General features: G+C 63.8%; 16 protein-coding genes and 1 pseudogene. 7 read left to right on the forward strand and 10 right to left on the reverse strand.

Annotated elements, in window-relative coordinates; all coding sequences use genetic code 11:
* Positions 1-7: 7 nt before the first annotated feature.
* A complete protein-coding gene (locus QM797_RS19575; RefSeq protein ID WP_283277329.1) occupies positions 8-1,402 on the forward strand; it encodes an alpha/beta hydrolase in 1,395 nt (464 codons plus the stop codon).
* Here QM797_RS19575 and QM797_RS19580 read toward each other — a convergent pair.
* Entirely contained in the window at positions 1,371-2,624 is a 1,254-nt protein-coding gene (locus QM797_RS19580; RefSeq protein ID WP_283277330.1) for a glycosyltransferase, read from the reverse strand. The genes QM797_RS19575 and QM797_RS19580 overlap by 32 nt on opposite strands.
* A 175-nt stretch (positions 2,625-2,799) precedes the next feature.
* On the opposite strand from QM797_RS19580, the gene QM797_RS19585 reads away from it, so the two are divergent.
* Positions 2,800-3,231, forward strand: a complete 432-nt coding sequence (locus QM797_RS19585) for a DoxX family protein (RefSeq protein ID WP_283277331.1) — start codon at positions 2,800-2,802, stop codon at positions 3,229-3,231.
* A 15-nt stretch (positions 3,232-3,246) separates the two neighbouring features.
* On the opposite strand, the gene QM797_RS19590 is transcribed toward QM797_RS19585, so the two are convergent.
* The 6 genes from QM797_RS19590 to QM797_RS19615 form a co-directional block, all read right to left on the reverse strand.
* Positions 3,247-3,402 (reverse strand): hypothetical protein, encoded by a 156-nt coding sequence (locus tag QM797_RS19590; protein ID WP_283277332.1) that lies wholly within the window; start codon positions 3,400-3,402, stop codon positions 3,247-3,249.
* Between the two features lie 101 nt (positions 3,403-3,503).
* Entirely contained in the window at positions 3,504-4,175 is a 672-nt protein-coding gene (locus QM797_RS19595; protein ID WP_283277333.1) for a DUF4232 domain-containing protein, read from the reverse strand.
* 26 nt (positions 4,176-4,201) lie between these two features.
* Positions 4,202-4,636, reverse strand: a complete 435-nt coding sequence (locus QM797_RS19600; RefSeq protein WP_283277334.1) for a hypothetical protein — start codon at positions 4,634-4,636, stop codon at positions 4,202-4,204.
* Positions 4,637-4,796: 160 nt separating this feature from the next.
* A complete protein-coding gene (locus QM797_RS19605) occupies positions 4,797-5,357 on the reverse strand; it encodes a TetR/AcrR family transcriptional regulator (protein ID WP_283277335.1) in 561 nt (186 codons plus the stop codon).
* On the reverse strand, positions 5,354-6,640 hold the full coding sequence (locus QM797_RS19610; RefSeq protein WP_283277336.1) for a competence/damage-inducible protein A: 1,287 nt from the start codon (positions 6,638-6,640) through the stop codon (positions 5,354-5,356). The genes QM797_RS19605 and QM797_RS19610 overlap by 4 nt, the downstream gene beginning before the upstream one ends.
* 61 nt (positions 6,641-6,701) lie before the next feature.
* On the reverse strand, positions 6,702-6,878 hold the full coding sequence (locus QM797_RS19615) for a hypothetical protein (protein WP_283277337.1): 177 nt from the start codon (positions 6,876-6,878) through the stop codon (positions 6,702-6,704).
* Between the two features lie 101 nt (positions 6,879-6,979).
* Between QM797_RS19615 and QM797_RS19620 the strand changes: the two genes are divergently transcribed.
* The gene (locus QM797_RS19620) at positions 6,980-8,275 is read left to right on the forward strand and encodes an MFS transporter (RefSeq protein WP_283277338.1); all 1,296 of its coding nucleotides are present in this window, start codon (positions 6,980-6,982) and stop codon (positions 8,273-8,275) included.
* 320 nt (positions 8,276-8,595) lie between these two features.
* Here QM797_RS19620 and QM797_RS19625 read toward each other — a convergent pair.
* A pseudogene (locus tag QM797_RS19625) lies at positions 8,596-9,975 on the reverse strand (LLM class flavin-dependent oxidoreductase); the annotation flags it as partial.
* Between the two features lie 62 nt (positions 9,976-10,037).
* Positions 10,038-10,325, reverse strand: a complete 288-nt coding sequence (locus QM797_RS19630) for a hypothetical protein (protein WP_283277339.1) — start codon at positions 10,323-10,325, stop codon at positions 10,038-10,040.
* 181 nt (positions 10,326-10,506) lie between these two features.
* On the opposite strand from QM797_RS19630, the gene QM797_RS19635 reads away from it, so the two are divergent.
* The 4 genes from QM797_RS19635 to QM797_RS19650 all read left to right on the forward strand — a co-directional run bounded on the left by QM797_RS19635 (position 10,507) and on the right by QM797_RS19650 (position 15,071).
* On the forward strand, positions 10,507-11,166 hold the full coding sequence (locus QM797_RS19635; protein WP_283277340.1) for a response regulator transcription factor: 660 nt from the start codon (positions 10,507-10,509) through the stop codon (positions 11,164-11,166).
* Position 11,167: 1 nt separating this feature from the next.
* Positions 11,168-12,607, forward strand: a complete 1,440-nt coding sequence (locus QM797_RS19640; RefSeq protein ID WP_283277341.1) for a sensor histidine kinase — start codon at positions 11,168-11,170, stop codon at positions 12,605-12,607.
* Between the two features lie 123 nt (positions 12,608-12,730).
* The gene (locus QM797_RS19645) at positions 12,731-14,110 is read left to right on the forward strand and encodes an MFS transporter (protein WP_283277342.1); all 1,380 of its coding nucleotides are present in this window, start codon (positions 12,731-12,733) and stop codon (positions 14,108-14,110) included.
* A gap of 10 nt (positions 14,111-14,120) precedes the next feature.
* Positions 14,121-15,071, forward strand: coding sequence for a TAXI family TRAP transporter solute-binding subunit (locus tag QM797_RS19650; protein WP_283277343.1), 951 nt, complete (start codon positions 14,121-14,123; stop codon positions 15,069-15,071).
* 18 nt (positions 15,072-15,089) lie between these two features.
* Here QM797_RS19650 and araA read toward each other — a convergent pair whose 3' ends face one another.
* Complete coding sequence (gene araA, locus QM797_RS19655; protein WP_283277344.1) at positions 15,090-16,574, reverse strand: L-arabinose isomerase; 1,485 nt, start codon at positions 16,572-16,574, stop codon at positions 15,090-15,092.
* Positions 16,575-16,579 lie beyond the last annotated feature (5 nt).

A 16,579-nucleotide genomic window follows, 5' to 3' on the forward strand; every position in this document is an offset into this window, starting at 1 on the left:
GAAGCGCGTGCCGGACGGCATCGAAACAGCAGCAGGGGACCGTACGAGAGCGATGACGGCAGCGCTCGCAGTGACCGGCGGCGTCAGCGTCCTACTCGCGTGGCTCGAGTTCCTTCTCATTCGTCAGCAGTGTGCAGTGGGACTGTGGGTCATCGCCGTGGCAGTGATGGCGGTATGGCTCGTCTCGTCCGACGCCGGGAAGCCTGCAGCCGTGGGCCTTTCGCTCGGCGCTGTCGCCGTCGTCACTCAGCTGGCCTGGCTGGTGACGGGCTTTCACGCACTGTGGGTCTTGTGCTTGGCCGCGGCCGTTGCACTCGGATTCTTCTTGCTCGCGTCGGCTTGGGCGGGCCGTTCGGTGGGCTCGTCGGGTCGGGCCGGTACCCGTAGGGCGGCTGCCGCTGTAACGGCCGGTTTCGCTGCGGCGAGTGCGGTGGTGGTCTCCGCCCTGGTGCTCACCACGGCGGCCAGTCCGGCACCGCTGATCCGGTCGCTGCATGCGTTGGGGCAGAGCAACTCTTTCGAACCCGGTGCGCCTACAGCGACGGCGGTGGTCGACGGTGCAGGCCGCACCAGCGATGTCGAATATGGCTCGGCGCTACCGAATTCGTTTCTCGACATCTACATCGCGGACAACGATGCATCGATCAGTCGACCCACGTACGTCACGGTGCACGGTGGCGGCTGGATAGTCGGAGACAAAGCGGACGGTGCTCCCAGCACAGATTCGTACGGTGCGTCCTGGGCCGGCCCCATGCTCGACGCCGGCTACAACGTAGTGTCGCTGAACTACGCGTTTGCGCCGCAGTACCGCTTCCCTACGCAGACAATCCAATTGGGCCAGGCCATGCAGTTCCTCGAAGCGAACGCCGACGGGTACGGACTCGACATGAGTCGCGTCGTGCTCGCCGGAACCAGCGCGGGTGGCCACATCGTGGGCAACTACGCCATTGTGCAGACCAACCCCGATTACGCGCGCGCACTGGGCGTCGAACCGACCATGGACCGACATGCTTTGAAGGCGGTCGTGTTCGAAAGCGCTGTCCTCGATGTCGGCAGAGCGGGCGCACCGAAATCGCCGAGCCCGTCGAACGGATTCTTCTTCGACATCGCGGCCCGAAGCTACCTCGACACCACCGACACAGCACTGCTGGCGCAGGCGAACGTCGTGGACAACGCCACAACCGACTTCCCGCCGAGTTTCATCTCCGACGGCAACACCGGTACCTTCCCCGACCAGGCAGCGGAACTGAGCGCCAAGCTGGACAGAGTGGGCGTCGCCAATCGTCTTAACCTGTACAGCAAGAACGAGGCGAGACTCGACCACGGATTCATGGCAGTGAGTTCGCAGTGGACCGACGACTACAACCGTCTCAAGATCGAGTTCCTCCGCGACGTCGTCTGATTTCGCCGGGATCGGTCCTCGATGCACTCGCCGCATCGAGAACTTCGGCGACGCGGTTGTGGAACATCGTCGGAGAATACGCACTCCGAACATGCGCCAGCCCGCCGTCGCGGACGCCGCGCCAGGTGTCGGGGTCGGTGTAGAGCCGTGCACATGCGTCCGCGAAACCGGCTGCGTCGTGGCCGATCGCGACCGTCGACTCGTCCACGTCCAGCTGTTCGGCCAATAGGGGAGTGACCGCGCACGGGATACCTTGACTCATCGCCTCGATGACCTTGATCGGGATGCCGGCCGCGTATCGCGTCGGGGCCACGAATACCCGGCAGCGGTCGTAGAGCCGGCTCAGGTCTTCTACCACTCCATGCAGCTCGATGCGGTCGGACGCGAGTTGCTCCACGTACTCCGACTCGACCAAGCCGGCGAGCCGAAGCCGGTAGTTGTCACCGATCAACCGGTCGAGCGCGGGCATCACCTCCGTGACGAAGTACCGAACCGAATCGACATTCGGAGAATGCTCCGCGGTACCGGTGAGTCGACCGACGAAGAGTATGTCGCGGCGCGCGTCGTACCCGGGTGAGTCGGCGCGCGCAACCGTCGAGTGCGGCAGCACATAGGTCGGGATGTCGAGCTCCGAACCGACGATGTCGGCGTCCGCCCGTCCCACCGTCGTCACGGCATCCGCGGTTCGGATCAGAGCCAGTTCCGCAGCGAGTTCGGTCGAGTACTCACGGTCGGTCATAGCGGGTGGATAGACCGCTCTGCGCCGTTTTTCCCGCGGTACGAGCACCGCTTCCGCGTCGTACACAACAGGTGGCCGCGGCACGCCGTGGGCAGGCTGCCACCCGACGTCGAGAAATGTGCGCATGGGCGTTGGCCTGCTGATGATCAACAGGTCGAAGGTGCTGCCTTTTCGCCGTAGTAGTCTGCGCAGTCCTCGTGCCCCTCTCGCAGGGTGGAACCGGACGGCACCCTCGAACAGGGCATCGACTCGCCGAATGTGGCTCTGCGTGGCGAACATTGGATAGAACTCCACCCTATGACCGGCGTCGAGCAGCGTGCGGACGATCTGGTGCGCTCGCGGGTAGCCTGCGCCGAAAAGGGGATCGGGGACCATGTCGTCCAGAAAGAGAATGCGTCGAGACGATGTCCCGCCTTCGCCGCTGGGCAGGGTCGACGCGGCACGGTTTCGCAGTGCGTCGCGCAGAGATCTGATCGGAATCACCTGCTCATCATTCCGTGTCCCGGACGCCAGGGCGACGACTGTGCCAGTCGACGGACCTGCCCGATGGACGGAGCGACGATCATCATCCCGGGCCGCGGGCGGTGCTGTCCGGTGAGTTCTGCGATCCGCCCGGGTCATAAAAGCTGACATCGACACTTACCGAGGAGACATAGCCATGACCGCCACTCACACCGCCACACCAGGGAAGACCGCACGAAGGATCGGCCTTGTTCTCTACGTCCTCGTGATCGCCTTCTTGCTGTTCGACGCGGTATTTCACATTCTCAACCTGCAACAAGTCAAGGACTCGTCGATCGATCTCGGCCTCCGTGAGGAGATGGCACCGATCACCGGCATCGTCATGCTGATCATCTTGATTCTGTATGCAATCCCAACGACGTCGATCCTCGGTGCCATCGTTCTCACCGGCTACCTGGGCGGTGCAGTACTCACCAACTGGCGAGTCGAGAAGCCGCTGCTGAGTACCGTGTTCTTCGCCATTTACGTGGGTATCGCGGCGTGGGCGGCGTTGTACCTGCGGGATGAGCGCGTGCGCAGCATTATTCCGCTGCGCCGAACGTTGCCATCCGACTCGACCGATCGGTAGCGATCGGTCGAAAGCTCACTTCTGTGGATCCGTGTCCGTCGGAGGGTGGGGCACGTTCTCTTCGTCCACGTGCGCGCCTTCGACTGCATCGGTCTCGGGCGTGTGTTCCCGCGGACCGTCATTGCTGCCGTGGGACGGGACTGCTTCGCTTGCATCGCTCGGCATCGTCATGGAATCTCCTATGGGTCGAGGCGACTGGTCGCCGGAATCAGGACCTTGTGGGAGTGCCCCGCCGAGCACAGAACTACACCCGGTCGGCGCTCCGAGTCGTGTCAGTCGACGGGCCCGCTGAATGCACCGATGTAGCTCGCGGGATGCGTCGCACCGTCTTGACGCTGCACGCCGACCGTTGCGGGGAAGGAAAGCGTCATGACCGTCGTGTCCCCGGGTGCGGTGGTCAGGAATGCAGTCGGGATCCATGCTCGCTCGTCGTTCTTGTTGACCGTGCCGAGAGTCAGGTCGGCAACTGCGGCTACCCCGGGCTCGAGGGTGATCGTGGTCGACGGTACGGTTTCGCCGCGCGCCAGGTCGTACTCCGGTCCGAGACCATCGACGTCGGGCCCGCGCAGCGTAGCTCCGGGAAAGCCTGTGACGTTGCACGGCACGGATCCGGAGTTGGTGTAGCGCAACGGAACCGTTATCTGGACATCGCTCGGCGAGATGTCTCCGAGGGTGGGGGTGATGTTTGCAGCGCTGCACGCCGCAACGGTGGCTCCTCCCGAACTGCCGTCGTTGGCGGCACCGCCGGCCGCGGTCCCACCAGATGACGACCCGTTGGAGTCGCTGCTCTCTCCCGAGGTCGTGTCGGAGGGTTCGTTCTGAACAGGCTGTTGCACAGTCGATGTCGATCGGGTGTCTGGCGGTGCCGTCTCCACGGTGGTGCATCCGCTCAGAGTCATCAGACCGACTGCACCCACCGCCGCTGCCATTCCGATCCTTCTCACTGCTACCTCCCGTACGTCCTTCGCTCTCAAGGAATCTGGACCGTGCCCGATGCTCTGTCGGTGGTGTGGGGCCCGTTGGTGGTCAGCGTGTATTCGACGAGGCCGTGTCCCGAGAAGGTCTTCAGGCCGTAGTTCACCAGTCCGCTGGTGACCGGGATGTCGTCCGAACCTGTTCTGCCGGTGGCTAGTTTCTTCCAGCTGAGCGTGGCGGTGAGGTCGCACGGGCCGATGCCCAGATATTGAACGTCCGGTCCGACGACGACGTAGGAGTTCGATTCCGCGCCGGGCCGAATGGACACATCGATCTTGGCGGCACAGATCCCCGCCTGGGGCAGGCTGTATGTCTCGAGGGTCAACGGTGAGGGAACTGGATCGGCCGATGCGGTACCGACGGCGACCGAGGTTGCCGCTGCTGCTGTCAGTGCCAGAATGGTCGAGACTCGTCGAACAGTGTTGTGCATTATGTGGACTCCTTGCTGAGTTGTACCCCGGTAACCGAAGGCGTGATAGGCATGCTGAACACAAACCCTTACTTCGTCTAACGATAACATCAAAACTGAATCATGCAAGGTTTAGTGAACGTGAAAGGCGATTCTGCCGATCGCACGGCAGGGGGAGGCGCTATCGGTCCAGTTCGAGCAGGATGGTGGTGAACCGTCGCATGCGACCCGCGACGTCGATGCTGGGATCGGAGATCCACTGCAGTTGCAACCCTTCGGCGAGTGCGGCGACGGCTTCGACGGCTTCGATGTCGGCATCAGGCGCGAGTCGGGCGATCACACTCACCACCGCGGCGCGATGCTCGGCCATGAAGGTGTGTGCGGGATGGGCGGGATCTGCTGCTGCAGCGGACATGTCGACGAAAAGTTTCGTCAGTCCTGGAGTCGTGGTCGTCTCGGCCAGATAGGCGTTCTGCCCCTCGGCTGTGCTGAGATCGTGCAGCGCCGCGGCGTCCTCGTCGCGGCGGCTGAGGATCGCGACGAACAATTCGTCCTTCGAGCCGAAATGGTGGAGCACGCCTGCTTCGGTTACTCCGGCCGCTTCGGCGATGTCGCGTAGGCGTGGGCCGAGCCTGTCGCTGGTTGCATATGCCTTCAGCGCTGCTTCGAGGATCGCAGATCTGCGCGCGGCTCCCTTGGGCGATCGTCGGCGAGAAGTGACCCGGTCGGAGCCTTCGGTCATCGGTCGGGCTTCAACGCGTCGGCGAGCATGTGCATCGCTGCCGTGGTGGACAGCGCACGCACGCTTGCTCGGTCGCCGGGGAGATGAAGCGTGCGGGTCAAGGTCGGTTGGCCGATAGTGGCAATGGCGAAGCAAACGGTGCCGACCGGTTTGAGCTCGGTGCCGCCTCCCGGTCCAGCGATTCCGCTGGTGGATACTGCGATGTCGACGCCCAATCGGTTCCGTGCGCCCTCGGCCATCGCTGCAGCCACCGGTTCGCTGACGGCCCCGTGCTGTTCGATGGACTCGGCGGGAACGTCGAGTAGGCCCGTTTTCGCCTCGTTCGAGTAGGACACAACAGCGCCGATCACATACGCCGACGAGCCTGCGCGGTCGGTGAGTCGGGCGGCGATCATGCCGCCGGTGCATGATTCCGCAGTGGCGATTCTTCGGCCGGTCAGTCGGGCGGCCACGATGTCGTCGATAGTGGATCCATCAGTCGAAAAGATCTGTGCGCCATGATGTTCTTCGATGAGACCGACGAGACCGGAATATGCGGGTGCCGCCGCTTCCGGGTAGCGGGTCACCATCTCGAGCTCTCCGAGACTCAGGCAAGTGGTGATCTCGAGAGCATCGAATCCTTCGATCTCGAGTTCCGCCGTCCGCAATGTCGCGGCAAGATCGGCTTCGGACAGCCTGTATGCGCGAATGGTGTCCTGTCGGATCTGCGTTCGTCGAGTCAAGACCTGGGCGACGGGCGCGCACGCGAGAGCCTCCGGCCACATCGCTTGCAGTTCGCGGGGAGGGCCGGGCAAGATCAGCACCGTGGGAAGCGTCCCCGAGTCGTTCGCTGATATCGCCACGCCAGGCGCAGTTCCGGTGGGCGAAATAGATTGCGCGCCTTCGGGAACCATGGCTTGCTTACGAATTCCCGCCTTCAGTGGCTCGGAGTCGACCGCAGAGCTGAGCCGGCCGCGCCAACGCTCGACAATCTCGGAGATTCGCTTCTCGAGTTGAACATCGAGGTGCATCTCTCGGCCGTACAGCGCGGCGACAGTCGCCACCGTGAGATCGTCGGCGGTCGGACCGAGGCCTCCGGTGGTGACAATCAGATCGACGCGCTGATCGGCGAGAAATCGCACTTGTGCCGTCAGGTCATCGGGTCGGTCGCCGCAGATCGTGATGTGTGCGACGTCGACGCCCAGCTCGAGGAGTTGCTGGGATACCCACGGGCCGTTTCGGTCGGCGACCCGACCGGCCAGCACCTCGGTCCCCGTGACCACCACACCCGCTCGCACAGTCATTCTTCGACCTTACTGTCCTTGAACTCGCCATGAGTCGCCGTGGCCTCATCAGAGCGTGACGTCAGTGGGTGCGCGAGGTGGTGGACACCAGCAGTGCGCGCGCGGGCTCGTCACCGAGTGCCCGGGCGGAATGAGCGTTCAGCGACGGGTCGGCAGATTCGTGGGGACGTTGTTCTCCGGCTCTCACAAGATGAAACGCGAGGGTCTGCTCCTCGGCTACGAGTTCACTCAGCGTCACTTGGAACACGCTGCGTGGTCGACAGGCCGATCCGTTGATTTGTCGGTGCCCGCCTGCGATGGTCGATCACGGGTTATGACAATTCGAGGAGGGAAGCAGTAATGACCGATACCGGTTCGGAACATCCGTCAGGCGGCCTGGAGGCTTCCGGTCGAACTGCTCTCTCCGTGGTGGGAATGGGTGCCGCAGTGGCAGCAATCGTTCTGCTCGGCCTCGATCTGCGCTTGGTATTCGGGAGTGCGTCGGCGGTGCTCGCCGAAATTCGACAGTCCTACGCCCTCGGTTCCGGTTCGGCCGCACTACTGACCACAGGGCCGGTCCTGTGCCTGGGTGTTTTTGCCGTCGCCGCGACTCGGGCGGTTCGGCGATGGACCGTACCCGTCGTGCTGACCGGATGCCTGATGCTGATTCTCGTCGGGACAGCGCTGCGGGGCGCGCCATGGTGGCCGACGCTGATAATCGGAACTCTGCTCGCCGGAATGGGCATCGCAGTTGCGAACGTGCTCGGTCCGGTGTTGATCCGACTGCTCTTCCCGCACCGGATCGGATCGATGACGGGCTCGTTCACCGCACTGGTCAGTGCCAGCGCAGGGATCGCCTCGGGAGCGACGATCCCGATCGACTCGTCGGTATTCCACAGCTGGCGAACGACTCTCATGGCCTGGGCGATACCGTCCGTATTCGCGCTGGCGGCCATGGCACTTCTCGCACGGCGGTATCGGCACGTAGATGGCACGACGACCTCCGCGGCTCGGTCTGCCGCACCGAGGTGGCAGACCGCTGTTCTGCGATCACCTGTCGCCTGGGTTGTGACCGGATTCATGGGACTGCAATCACTGCTCGCGTATTCGATGATTGCGTGGCTCCCCACGATCTACCGAGATCGCGGACTCAGTTCCGAAAACGCGGGACTGCTGCTGACTGCGCTGTCGGTGTCGAGCATCGCCACGGCGCTGACCGTCCCCGTACTCGCCGCCCGCATCCGTCGGCAGAGTGTGCTCGCAATCGCCGTCGTCGCATTGTCCGTCGCCGGATTGATCGGTGTTCTAGCAGGCAGTATCGAGCTGGCTCCGGTGTGGGCGATTCTGCTCGGACTCGGTCAGGGCGGCCAACTTTCGCTCGCTCTGACGCTGATCAATCTACGAGCTCCGAATACTGCGACGGCAACGAGCCTGTCGACCATGGCGCAATCCATCGGCTACCTCGTTGCCGCAGCAGGACCCGTCGCGGCGGGGGCGATCCACAGCTCGACCGGCTCGTGGACCGCGCCCCTTCTCGCCCTGCTTGCGGTCATGATTCCGCTGACACTGTGCGGATGGATGGCCGGTCGAGATACGCCGGTGACGTCGGTCGATCAGACCGTCAACAAGGATTTGACGGCCAGCAAGTCGACCTGACGAATGACCGGCGGCTCCGCGAGAAGTTCTTGCTGTTGCTCGCGGAGAGATTTCACGATCGTGCCGTGGATGTGATCCTGGCGTCCGTCCTCGTCGGGGAAGGTGTCGTAGATCGCAAATCGATTGTCGCCCAGCTTGATCGCGTACCACGTCGTCGTCCCGGGCTCGTCGACCGCGTGAGCGTGCATTTCGGTCAGCCAAGTTTCGAGAGCATCGACGGTGTCGGGCTTCGCCGTGAGTGTGACCAGAAGGCCGACGTTGCGAGGTGCGACACGGATCGTCGTCGGCGGGGCCTGCTTCGGGGCAGTCTTCGCCGTGGGTCGGAAGGACGCGCCGGGGTGGTCGTCCCGTAGCCGCGGCTGTCCGAGCACCAATTCACGTAGAGAGGTGGCCTCGGTTCGGTTGGTGTCGGGAATCAACCCACGACGACGGAGCTCGGGGGTGATCAATTCACCGAAGTCGCGGAACGTCTCGAAGTTCGTGACGCGAGCGATGTTGAAACCGTCCACGTCGGCCACCTCTATCCACTCCTCGAAGTGGTCGACGATCGTCTTCGGTGATCCGACGATGCTCGCGCTCATTCCGCCGACGCACAGCCACTCCGCCAGTTTCCTTGGTGTCCAGACCAATTCGCTGTCGACTCGAGTGAGCATGTCACTGAATGCGCGGATGCCGTCGCCCCGGAACTGGTCCAACGGCTTGTCGGGGTCGGCTCCCGAGAGATCCACTCCGGTCCAGCCGCCCCACAGCGCCAGCGCGGCGTCGACCTGAGCATGCTTCTGGACCTGCAGCAGCTTCTCGTGGGCGAGCTCGTCGGTCTCGGCAACGATGGGGGTGAGCATCATGATGATCTTCAGGCTTCGCGGATCACGCCCCTGCTCGGCTGCGAGCATCCGATACTGATCGACGATGGGCCGCACATCGTGCGGGTTGACTCCTACCAGGAACACCGCTTCTGCGTGCTTCGCGGCAAATTTACGGCCCCGAGCCGACGCACCGGCTTGGAACAGAAACGGTGTGCGCTGCGGCGACGGCTCACCGAGGTGGGCACCCGGGACCGTGAAGTACTTGCCGGCGTGGTCGATGTCGTGCACTTTCGACGGCTCGGTGTAGACGCCACGCGCGCGGTCTCGTACCACGGCGTCCTCTTCCCACGAACCTTCCCACAGCTTGTAGCAGACCTCCATGAATTCGTCGGCTATCTCGTAGCGTTCGTCGTGCGAGATCTGCTGCGTCAAGCCCAGATTGACCGCTGCACTCTGTTGGTAGGACGTCACGACATTCCACGCCACTCGCCCCTTGGTGAGGTGATCCAGGGTCGTCATGGTCTTGGCGAACTTGTACGGCAATTCGTAGGTGGACGAGACCGTCGCCCCGTAGCTCAGCGTCTTCGTGGCTGCGGCCATTGCCGAGATCGTCAACAGTGGATCGGCGACCGGAGCCTGTGCGGCGGTGCGGAGTGCAGCGTCTCGATTTCCGCCGTACACGTCGTAGAAGCCCAGTACATCGGCAAGGAAGAGGATGTCGAACCCAGCGGCCTCCAACGTCTGCGCCAATTCCACCCAGTACTCGATGTCGGTGTAGCGGTGGGTCTGATCATCGGCATCGGTCCACATGCCGGGGTTCTGGTGCACCACGCACGCCATGTCGAAAGCGCTCAGGACGAGCTGCTTGCGTGCGGTGTCTGGCCCTGCGTTCATGTCTGGCTCTTTCGATCGATGTGTCGTGTGCGAGTTCGGACCTGCCGCATGTGCAGGCGGCTTCAGACTTTGGCTGCGATGACGTCGAACGGCTGCACGGACGGCGCTCGGTCGAGCAGCTCGTCGGACAATCGCGTCAGTACCGGATGTGTCTCGGTAGCCGATCTGTCCGAATACTCGGAGGAATCGAAGATTCCGAACTCGGTGTTGGTGATTCGGTACGCGTACCACGTGGCGGTCTTCGGATCTCGTGCCACGGCCCCAAGAGCTTCCCCGAGAATGGCAGCGACCTCGTCCTGCTTTCCGTCTTTTGCGACGAGGTGAATAAGTGTTCCGTTGTTGAGCGCCATGAGACGGGATCGTCCTCACTGTTGGGCAGACCCGGAGTCCACCGCATCGATTCGAGCAGAGCATCAAACCCGAAACTAACCCGCGCGCACGGACGCAACCACCCTTCGAATCACTCTGATTCGAAGCCTGGCCACCGTGCACCGAGCGTGCGAAAGCGGATGGTGGCCTATCTTGAGGTCGATGCGTATAGCTGTGGTGGAGGACGACGACGGAGTCGGTGATGCGTTGGTGGACGCGTTGACCGAGGTGGGGCATGCGCCTGTTCGGATGCGTCGCGGTGCCGACGTGCTACTCGGTCATCACCGGATGGACGTCGTGCTGCTGGATCTCGGGCTACCGGACATGGACGGCCTCGAAGTCCTTCGTAAGCTGCGGACCCTGAGTTCGGTTCCGGTGGTGGTGCTCACCGCGCGCGACGACGAGCGGTCGGTGGTGCGGGCTCTGCGCGCCGGCGCGGACGATTACGTGTTCAAGCCGGCCCGGTTGGGGGAGTTGCATGCGAGGCTCGAGGTGGCGGCACGTCGTCGGAGCGCAACGAGCGATGCCGGCGCAGACAGTGTGGTTCTCGGCGACATCGTCGTCGACGTCGTGGGCCGAGGGGTCGAAGTCGACGGACGAGACATCGCACTGACCACCAAGGAGTTCGACCTTCTGGCTCATCTGGTGACTCGACGTGGCGAAGCCGTCAGCCGGGAGCAGTTGATGGACGCCATCTGGGGTGACGCGTATGTGGCGATCTCCCGATCGCTCGATGTGCACATGACGGCATTGCGTTCCAAGCTCGATCGGCCGGGCACCATCGTCACCATCCGCGGTTTCGGCTACCGCTGGGACGCGTGACGTGCGGCGCCGGGTTCTCGTGGTGCTGATGATCTACTCCACCGTCGTCGTACTTGCGCTCTCGGTGCCCCTGGGATTGTTGCTGGGTCGCGAACGCGCCCAGCGATTCGGCGAGAATCGAGCTTCCGCTGCAACGTATTTCGCTGAATTGAGCTCGCGGGAGGACGAATCCGGTGACTCTCGGATTCGAGAGTCGGTGCAGCGTTACAACAGTCTGTACGGCGAGGGGATCGTGGTCGTCGACCGCACCGGAGAGGTACGTGCCGCGGCGGGTCTGGACACGGCGCGCGCCGACATCCAACAGGCGATCGCCGGTGCCTTGCGAAATCAACGCGGCCGACTTCCGTCGAGTGTGACGCCGTGGTCGCCGTCGTCGGTATTGGTTGCTGCCCCGGTGGGTGGGGGAACGCAGGTCGACGGTGCTGTGGTGATTGCGGCGTCCACCGATACGGCACGGCGGGACGTCACGGTCGGTTGGGCGGTCATCGCCGCCGGTGCGCTACTGATCCTGGCCACCGTGGCGCTGATCGCGGCTACGTTGTCGCGCTGGGTGGTTCGTCCACTGACGTCGTTGTCGATGAGAGTCCAGTCGTTCGGCAACGCCTTTCACGATCGTCCTCCGCTCGACGATGCTCCACGTGTCGAGTCGGACACGCACGTCGGTCCACCCGAGGTCCGAGCACTCTCGCGTGCGTTCGACGCGATGGCGGGCGATGTGGAGAACGCGACCGCGGCGCAGCGTCGTCTGGTGGCCGACACTGCTCACGCGCTACGTAACCCGTTGGCGGCGTTGCGGATTCGACTGGACGTACTGGGTATGCGAATACCCGAGTCGGTCGCAGAAGCGCATCTGCGCACGACACTCGAGGTGGATCGGCTCGATTCTGTCGTCGAGGATCTACTCGTCCTCGCTGCCGCCGAGACACCGACACCGCGGCGCGACCCCGGGTGCGATGTGCTGTTCGTGCTCACCGACAGAGTCCAATTCTGGTCGAGCGCAATGACAGCGGCCGGCCTGACCGTCCACATCGCCCAGTCCGACCCCGGAGTCGACTACCGCGGTGGGGTATCGGAGGACGACCTGGTGCGCATGCTCGACGCGGTGCTGAGCAACGCAGCCAAGTACGCCGGTGCCGGCGCGGACGTCGACATCGAATGTCGAGCGGTGGGCGACCGCATCATGGTGTCGATCGCCGATACCGGGCCGGGTGTGCCCGCCGACGAGCGGCCGATGATCACCGACCGGTTCTTCCGGGCCTCGAGCGCACACGGGGTCGGAACGGGGCTCGGCCTGGCAATCGTCCACGCACTGATCGAACGGGTAGGTGGTCGTCTCGAGGTCGATGCCCATCGGCCGTCCGGTTTGATCGTCCGACTGGGGCTCCCGCGGAACGACACCCGGAACGACACTCCCAACGATCGGAACGCGCCCCTGTCCTAAGGGAGTGTTAGGAAATGCGAAACAACTTGGTTCTGGCTGTGCCGGGGGTCACAGTAGAGGGACTTCGGTTGCCGTTCTGCGTTCGGCGACCCACCCGAAAGCTATCCGTGGAAGGACCTGCCCATGGCCAACGAGGCCACCTCGACCGCTGGTTCGGCTCGACCGTCACCGCCCGTCTCGTCGCCCGCTGCTACTCGTCGGGCCGTGCTCAACACCCTGCGGGGGTCCTCGGGCAATCTCGTCGAGTGGTACGACGTGTACGTCTACACCGTCTTCGCAACCTATTTCGAGAACCAGTTCTTCGATTCCGCGGAGAAGAACTCGACGCTTTACGTGTACGCGATCTTCGCGGTCACCTTCCTGATGCGGCCGGTCGGATCGTGGTTCTTCGGACGCTACGCCGATCGCAACGGGCGCCGCGCAGCGCTGACGTTCAGCGTCTCGCTGATGGCCGCGTGCTCGCTGGTCATCGCGTTCACCCCGGGACGGGAGAGTATCGGCGTGTGGGCGGCAGTGATCCTCGTCCTGAGCCGTCTGGTCCAGGGCTTTGCCACCGGTGGTGAGTACGGCGCATCGGCCACCTACATGTCCGAGGCTGCTACTCGTGAGCGTCGCGGCTTCTTCTCCTCGTTCCAGTACGTCACGCTCATCGGTGGGCACGTTCTCGCGCAGGTGACGCTGTTGTTGATGCAGACCTTCCTCGAGCGCGAGCAGATCGAGGACTTCGGTTGGCGCATCGCTTTCTTCATCGGCGGCGTCGCCGCGGTGGTGGTCTTCTGGCTGCGTCGCAGCATGGATGAATCGCTGACGAAGGATCAACTCGACGCAGTCCGCAGTGGTGCCGACAAGTCCTCCGGATCCCTGAAAGAACTCGTCCGCAACCACGGGCGCGCGCTGCTGATCTGCTTCTTGGTGACGGCAGGCGGCACCATCGCGTTCTACACCTACAGCGTCAACGCCCCCTCGATGATCAAGACCGCATACGAGGACCGGGGAATGACCGGAACGTGGATCAACCTCTTCAGCCTGATCTTCCTGATGCTGCTGCAGCCCATCGGTGGACTCATCAGCGACAAGGTCGGCCGCAAGCCACTGCTGATCTTCTTCGGAATCGGCGGCGTGCTGTACACCTACGTGCTCATCACATATCTGCCGACGGCGACGTCGGTGGTGCAGTCGCTCGCACTGGTGTGCGTGGGCTACGTGATCCTCACCGGCTACACCTCGATCAATGCCATCGTGAAAGCCGAGCTGTTCCCCTCACACGTGCGCGCGCTCGGTGTCGGTCTGGGATACGCACTTGCGAACTCCGCATTCGGTGGCACCGCACCGTTGATCTATCAGGCAGCGAAGAACGGTGGACACGTCGGTTGGTTCATCCTCTACGTGACGATCGTGATCGCGATCTCGCTCCTGGTGTACATCTTCGTTCTGCGGAACAAGACGGAGACCGTCCTGGACCGCGAGCAGGGCCGAGCGTTCGAGCAGTCCACCACGCCATAGGGTGACTGACATGTCCTCGCCCGCAGCGTCGTTCTCTCGTAGAGCGGCGTTGCGGGCGGGCTTGTCGGTGCTCGGAGCGGTTGCCGTCGGTGCGGCGGCCGGGGCCTGCGCGTCGGAACCGCCGATGCAACTGCGCCTGGCGGCGGGCGAGGTGGGCGGCTTCTTCTGGGAGTTTGCCGGCCTGTTGTCCGACGCGGCAGCCGGACTGTCGGAGGCGCAGTTAGTTCCGCTCACGACGTCCGGTTCCATCGACAACCTCGAGGCATTGGTCGCCGGCCGGGCCGAACTGGCGATGACGCTCATCGACGCCGCGTACAGCCACCCGAGTTCGGAGCTGGCCGCGGTCGGATGCGTCTACGAGAACTACTTCCAGGTCGCTGTCCGGGCGGATTCGACCATCGTCGCTGCGAGTGATCTGCGGGGCCGACGAGTGAGTACCGGTGCGCCCGGATCAGGTGCGACGGTGGTCTCGCATCGCATCCTCGATGCGGCCGGCATCTCCGGTCCGGATGCATTTCGCGAAGTTCAGCTGTCGATGAGTTCGGCGGCGACCGCGTTGTACGACAACGAGATCGACGCCGTGATGTGGGCTGGTGGATTGCCGACCCCGGCATTCGCCGACCCGCGCACCGAGATCCGGTTGCTCGATCTGGGGATGCTCGTCCCGAACCTGCGGCGTGCGTTCGGCACCGCATACGAAGCGGTGCCGGTACCGGCGAACGTGTACGGCCGGCACCCGGAGGTGACGACCGTCGGAATCCCGAATCTGCTGTTGGCACATCCCGATGTGCCGAACCGGGTGGTCGCCGCTTTGGTGACCGTGCTGCTCGACCGATCGTCGGCTCTGGTACCCGGGCAGGCGATCGGCAGCCAATTTCTCGACGCCCGCTCACTGATCATGACAGGCGGTGTTCCCCTTCATCCCGGGGCCGAAGAGGAATACCGCGGTCGACACGGTTGAACGGCGGGCGCTACCAGTTCACAACCTCGCAGCCAGCCGGTGGTACGCCGCATTCCATCGCAGTGTCTGTTGGAACCCACGTGTGGTGGTGGCCGAGTCGATGGCGAGCAGCTCGACCCCGATCATGTCCGAGAATGCCTCCAGCACAGGAAGGCCGATGGCTGTGCTCAGAACGGTGTGGTGGGGCGCGCCGGCCGTCAACCACGATTCTGCCGACACCGACAATGACGGTTGCGGTTCCCACACTGCACACGCCACAGGTAGCTTCGGCAATGCCTCGTCGGGTTCGACCACGTCGATCACGTTGGCCGTCAATCGGAATCGCTCACCGACGTCGGACAGTCCGACGACAACGCCGTGTCCTGGATCGGCGGTGAATCGCAGCCGCACCGGATCCTCGCGGCCGCCGATGGACAGTGGATGGATCTCCAGTGTGGGGCGCGACGTGGTGATCGAAGGGCACACCTCCAGCATGTGTGCGCCGAGGATCTTCTCCTCTCCGGGTACCAGGTGGTAGGTGTAGTCCTCCATGAAGGACGTGCCGCCGTCGAGTCCCTCGGCCATCACCTTCATGCCGCGCAACAACATCGAGGTCTTCCAGTCGCCCTCGCCGCCGAAGCCGTAGCCGTCGGCCATCAGTCGCTGGACCGCCAAACCCGGCAACTGACGAAGCCCGCCGAGGTCCTCGAAGTTGGTGGTGAACGCCTTGAAGCCACCGTCGGTCAGGAACTGCCGCAATCCGGCTTCGACGCGGGCACCGTAGCGGAGTGACTCATGACGGGCACCGTCCTTGTCCAGACTGGGGGCGATGTCGTAGAGCGACCGATATTCGTCGACGAGTTCGGAGACGGCCGAATCAGTGACGCTGTCTACCACGTCCACGAGATCGTTGACGCCGTACGTGTTCACGGAGACGCCGAATCGTAGTTGCGCCTCGACCTTGTCGCCCTCGGTGACCGCGACGTCGCGCATGTTGTCGCCGAAGCGGGCAAGCCGTAGCGATCGCAATTCAGCGCGCCCGAGAGCTGCGCGCGCCCACTGCTCCACCCGCGTTCGTACCGCTGGACTATCGACGTGGCCTGCGACCGTGGTCCGCAGAACGCCCACTCTGGATTCGATGTGCCCGAATTCGCGATCGCCGTGCGCAGCCTGGTTCAGATTCATGAACTCCATGTCGATCGTGGACCACGGCAACGACATTCCGGCTTGGGTGTGCAGGTGCAGCAGCGGAACGTCCAGTGCATCGAGGCCGGCAATCCACATCTTGGCCGGGGAGAAGGTGTGCATCCACGTCACGACGCCGATGCAGTCCTCGGCAGCGTTGGCCTCGCGCATGCACCGCAGGATGGACGAGGCGTCGAGCAGCACCGGCTTCCAGACGACCGACACCGGGAGGGCGTCGTCGAGTTTGTCTGCGATCTCCCGTGATTGGACTGCTACCTGCTCGAGCGTCTCGGGACCGTAGAGGCCTTGGCTGCCGGTGAGAAACCATACTTCGGACATGGAGA

It is taken from the genome of Rhodococcus sp. IEGM 1381, from assembly GCF_030056795.1.
Taxonomy (GTDB): Bacteria; Actinomycetota; Actinomycetes; order Mycobacteriales; family Mycobacteriaceae; genus Rhodococcoides.

What these genes read in the sequence shown, in the direction of transcription:
- QM797_RS19585 (WP_283277331.1), top strand. Translation starts at nt 2,800, where the DNA reads ATGACCGCCACTCACACCGCCACACCAGGGAAGACCGCACGAAGGATC.
- QM797_RS19590 (WP_283277332.1), bottom strand. Translation starts at nt 3,402, where the DNA reads ATGACGATGCCGAGCGATGCAAGCGAAGCAGTCCCGTCCCACGGCAGC.
- QM797_RS19600 (WP_283277334.1), bottom strand. Translation starts at nt 4,636, where the DNA reads ATGCACAACACTGTTCGACGAGTCTCGACCATTCTGGCACTGACAGCA.
- QM797_RS19605 (WP_283277335.1), bottom strand. Translation starts at nt 5,357, where the DNA reads ATGACCGAAGGCTCCGACCGGGTCACTTCTCGCCGACGATCGCCCAAG.
- QM797_RS19610 (WP_283277336.1), bottom strand. Translation starts at nt 6,640, where the DNA reads ATGACTGTGCGAGCGGGTGTGGTGGTCACGGGGACCGAGGTGCTGGCC.
- QM797_RS19620 (WP_283277338.1), top strand. Translation starts at nt 6,980, where the DNA reads ATGACCGATACCGGTTCGGAACATCCGTCAGGCGGCCTGGAGGCTTCC.
- QM797_RS19630 (WP_283277339.1), bottom strand. Translation starts at nt 10,325, where the DNA reads ATGGCGCTCAACAACGGAACACTTATTCACCTCGTCGCAAAAGACGGA.
- QM797_RS19635 (WP_283277340.1), top strand. Translation starts at nt 10,507, where the DNA reads ATGCGTATAGCTGTGGTGGAGGACGACGACGGAGTCGGTGATGCGTTG.
- QM797_RS19645 (WP_283277342.1), top strand. Translation starts at nt 12,731, where the DNA reads ATGGCCAACGAGGCCACCTCGACCGCTGGTTCGGCTCGACCGTCACCG.
- QM797_RS19650 (WP_283277343.1), top strand. Translation starts at nt 14,121, where the DNA reads ATGTCCTCGCCCGCAGCGTCGTTCTCTCGTAGAGCGGCGTTGCGGGCG.
- araA (WP_283277344.1), bottom strand. Translation starts at nt 16,574, where the DNA reads ATGTCCGAAGTATGGTTTCTCACCGGCAGCCAAGGCCTCTACGGTCCC.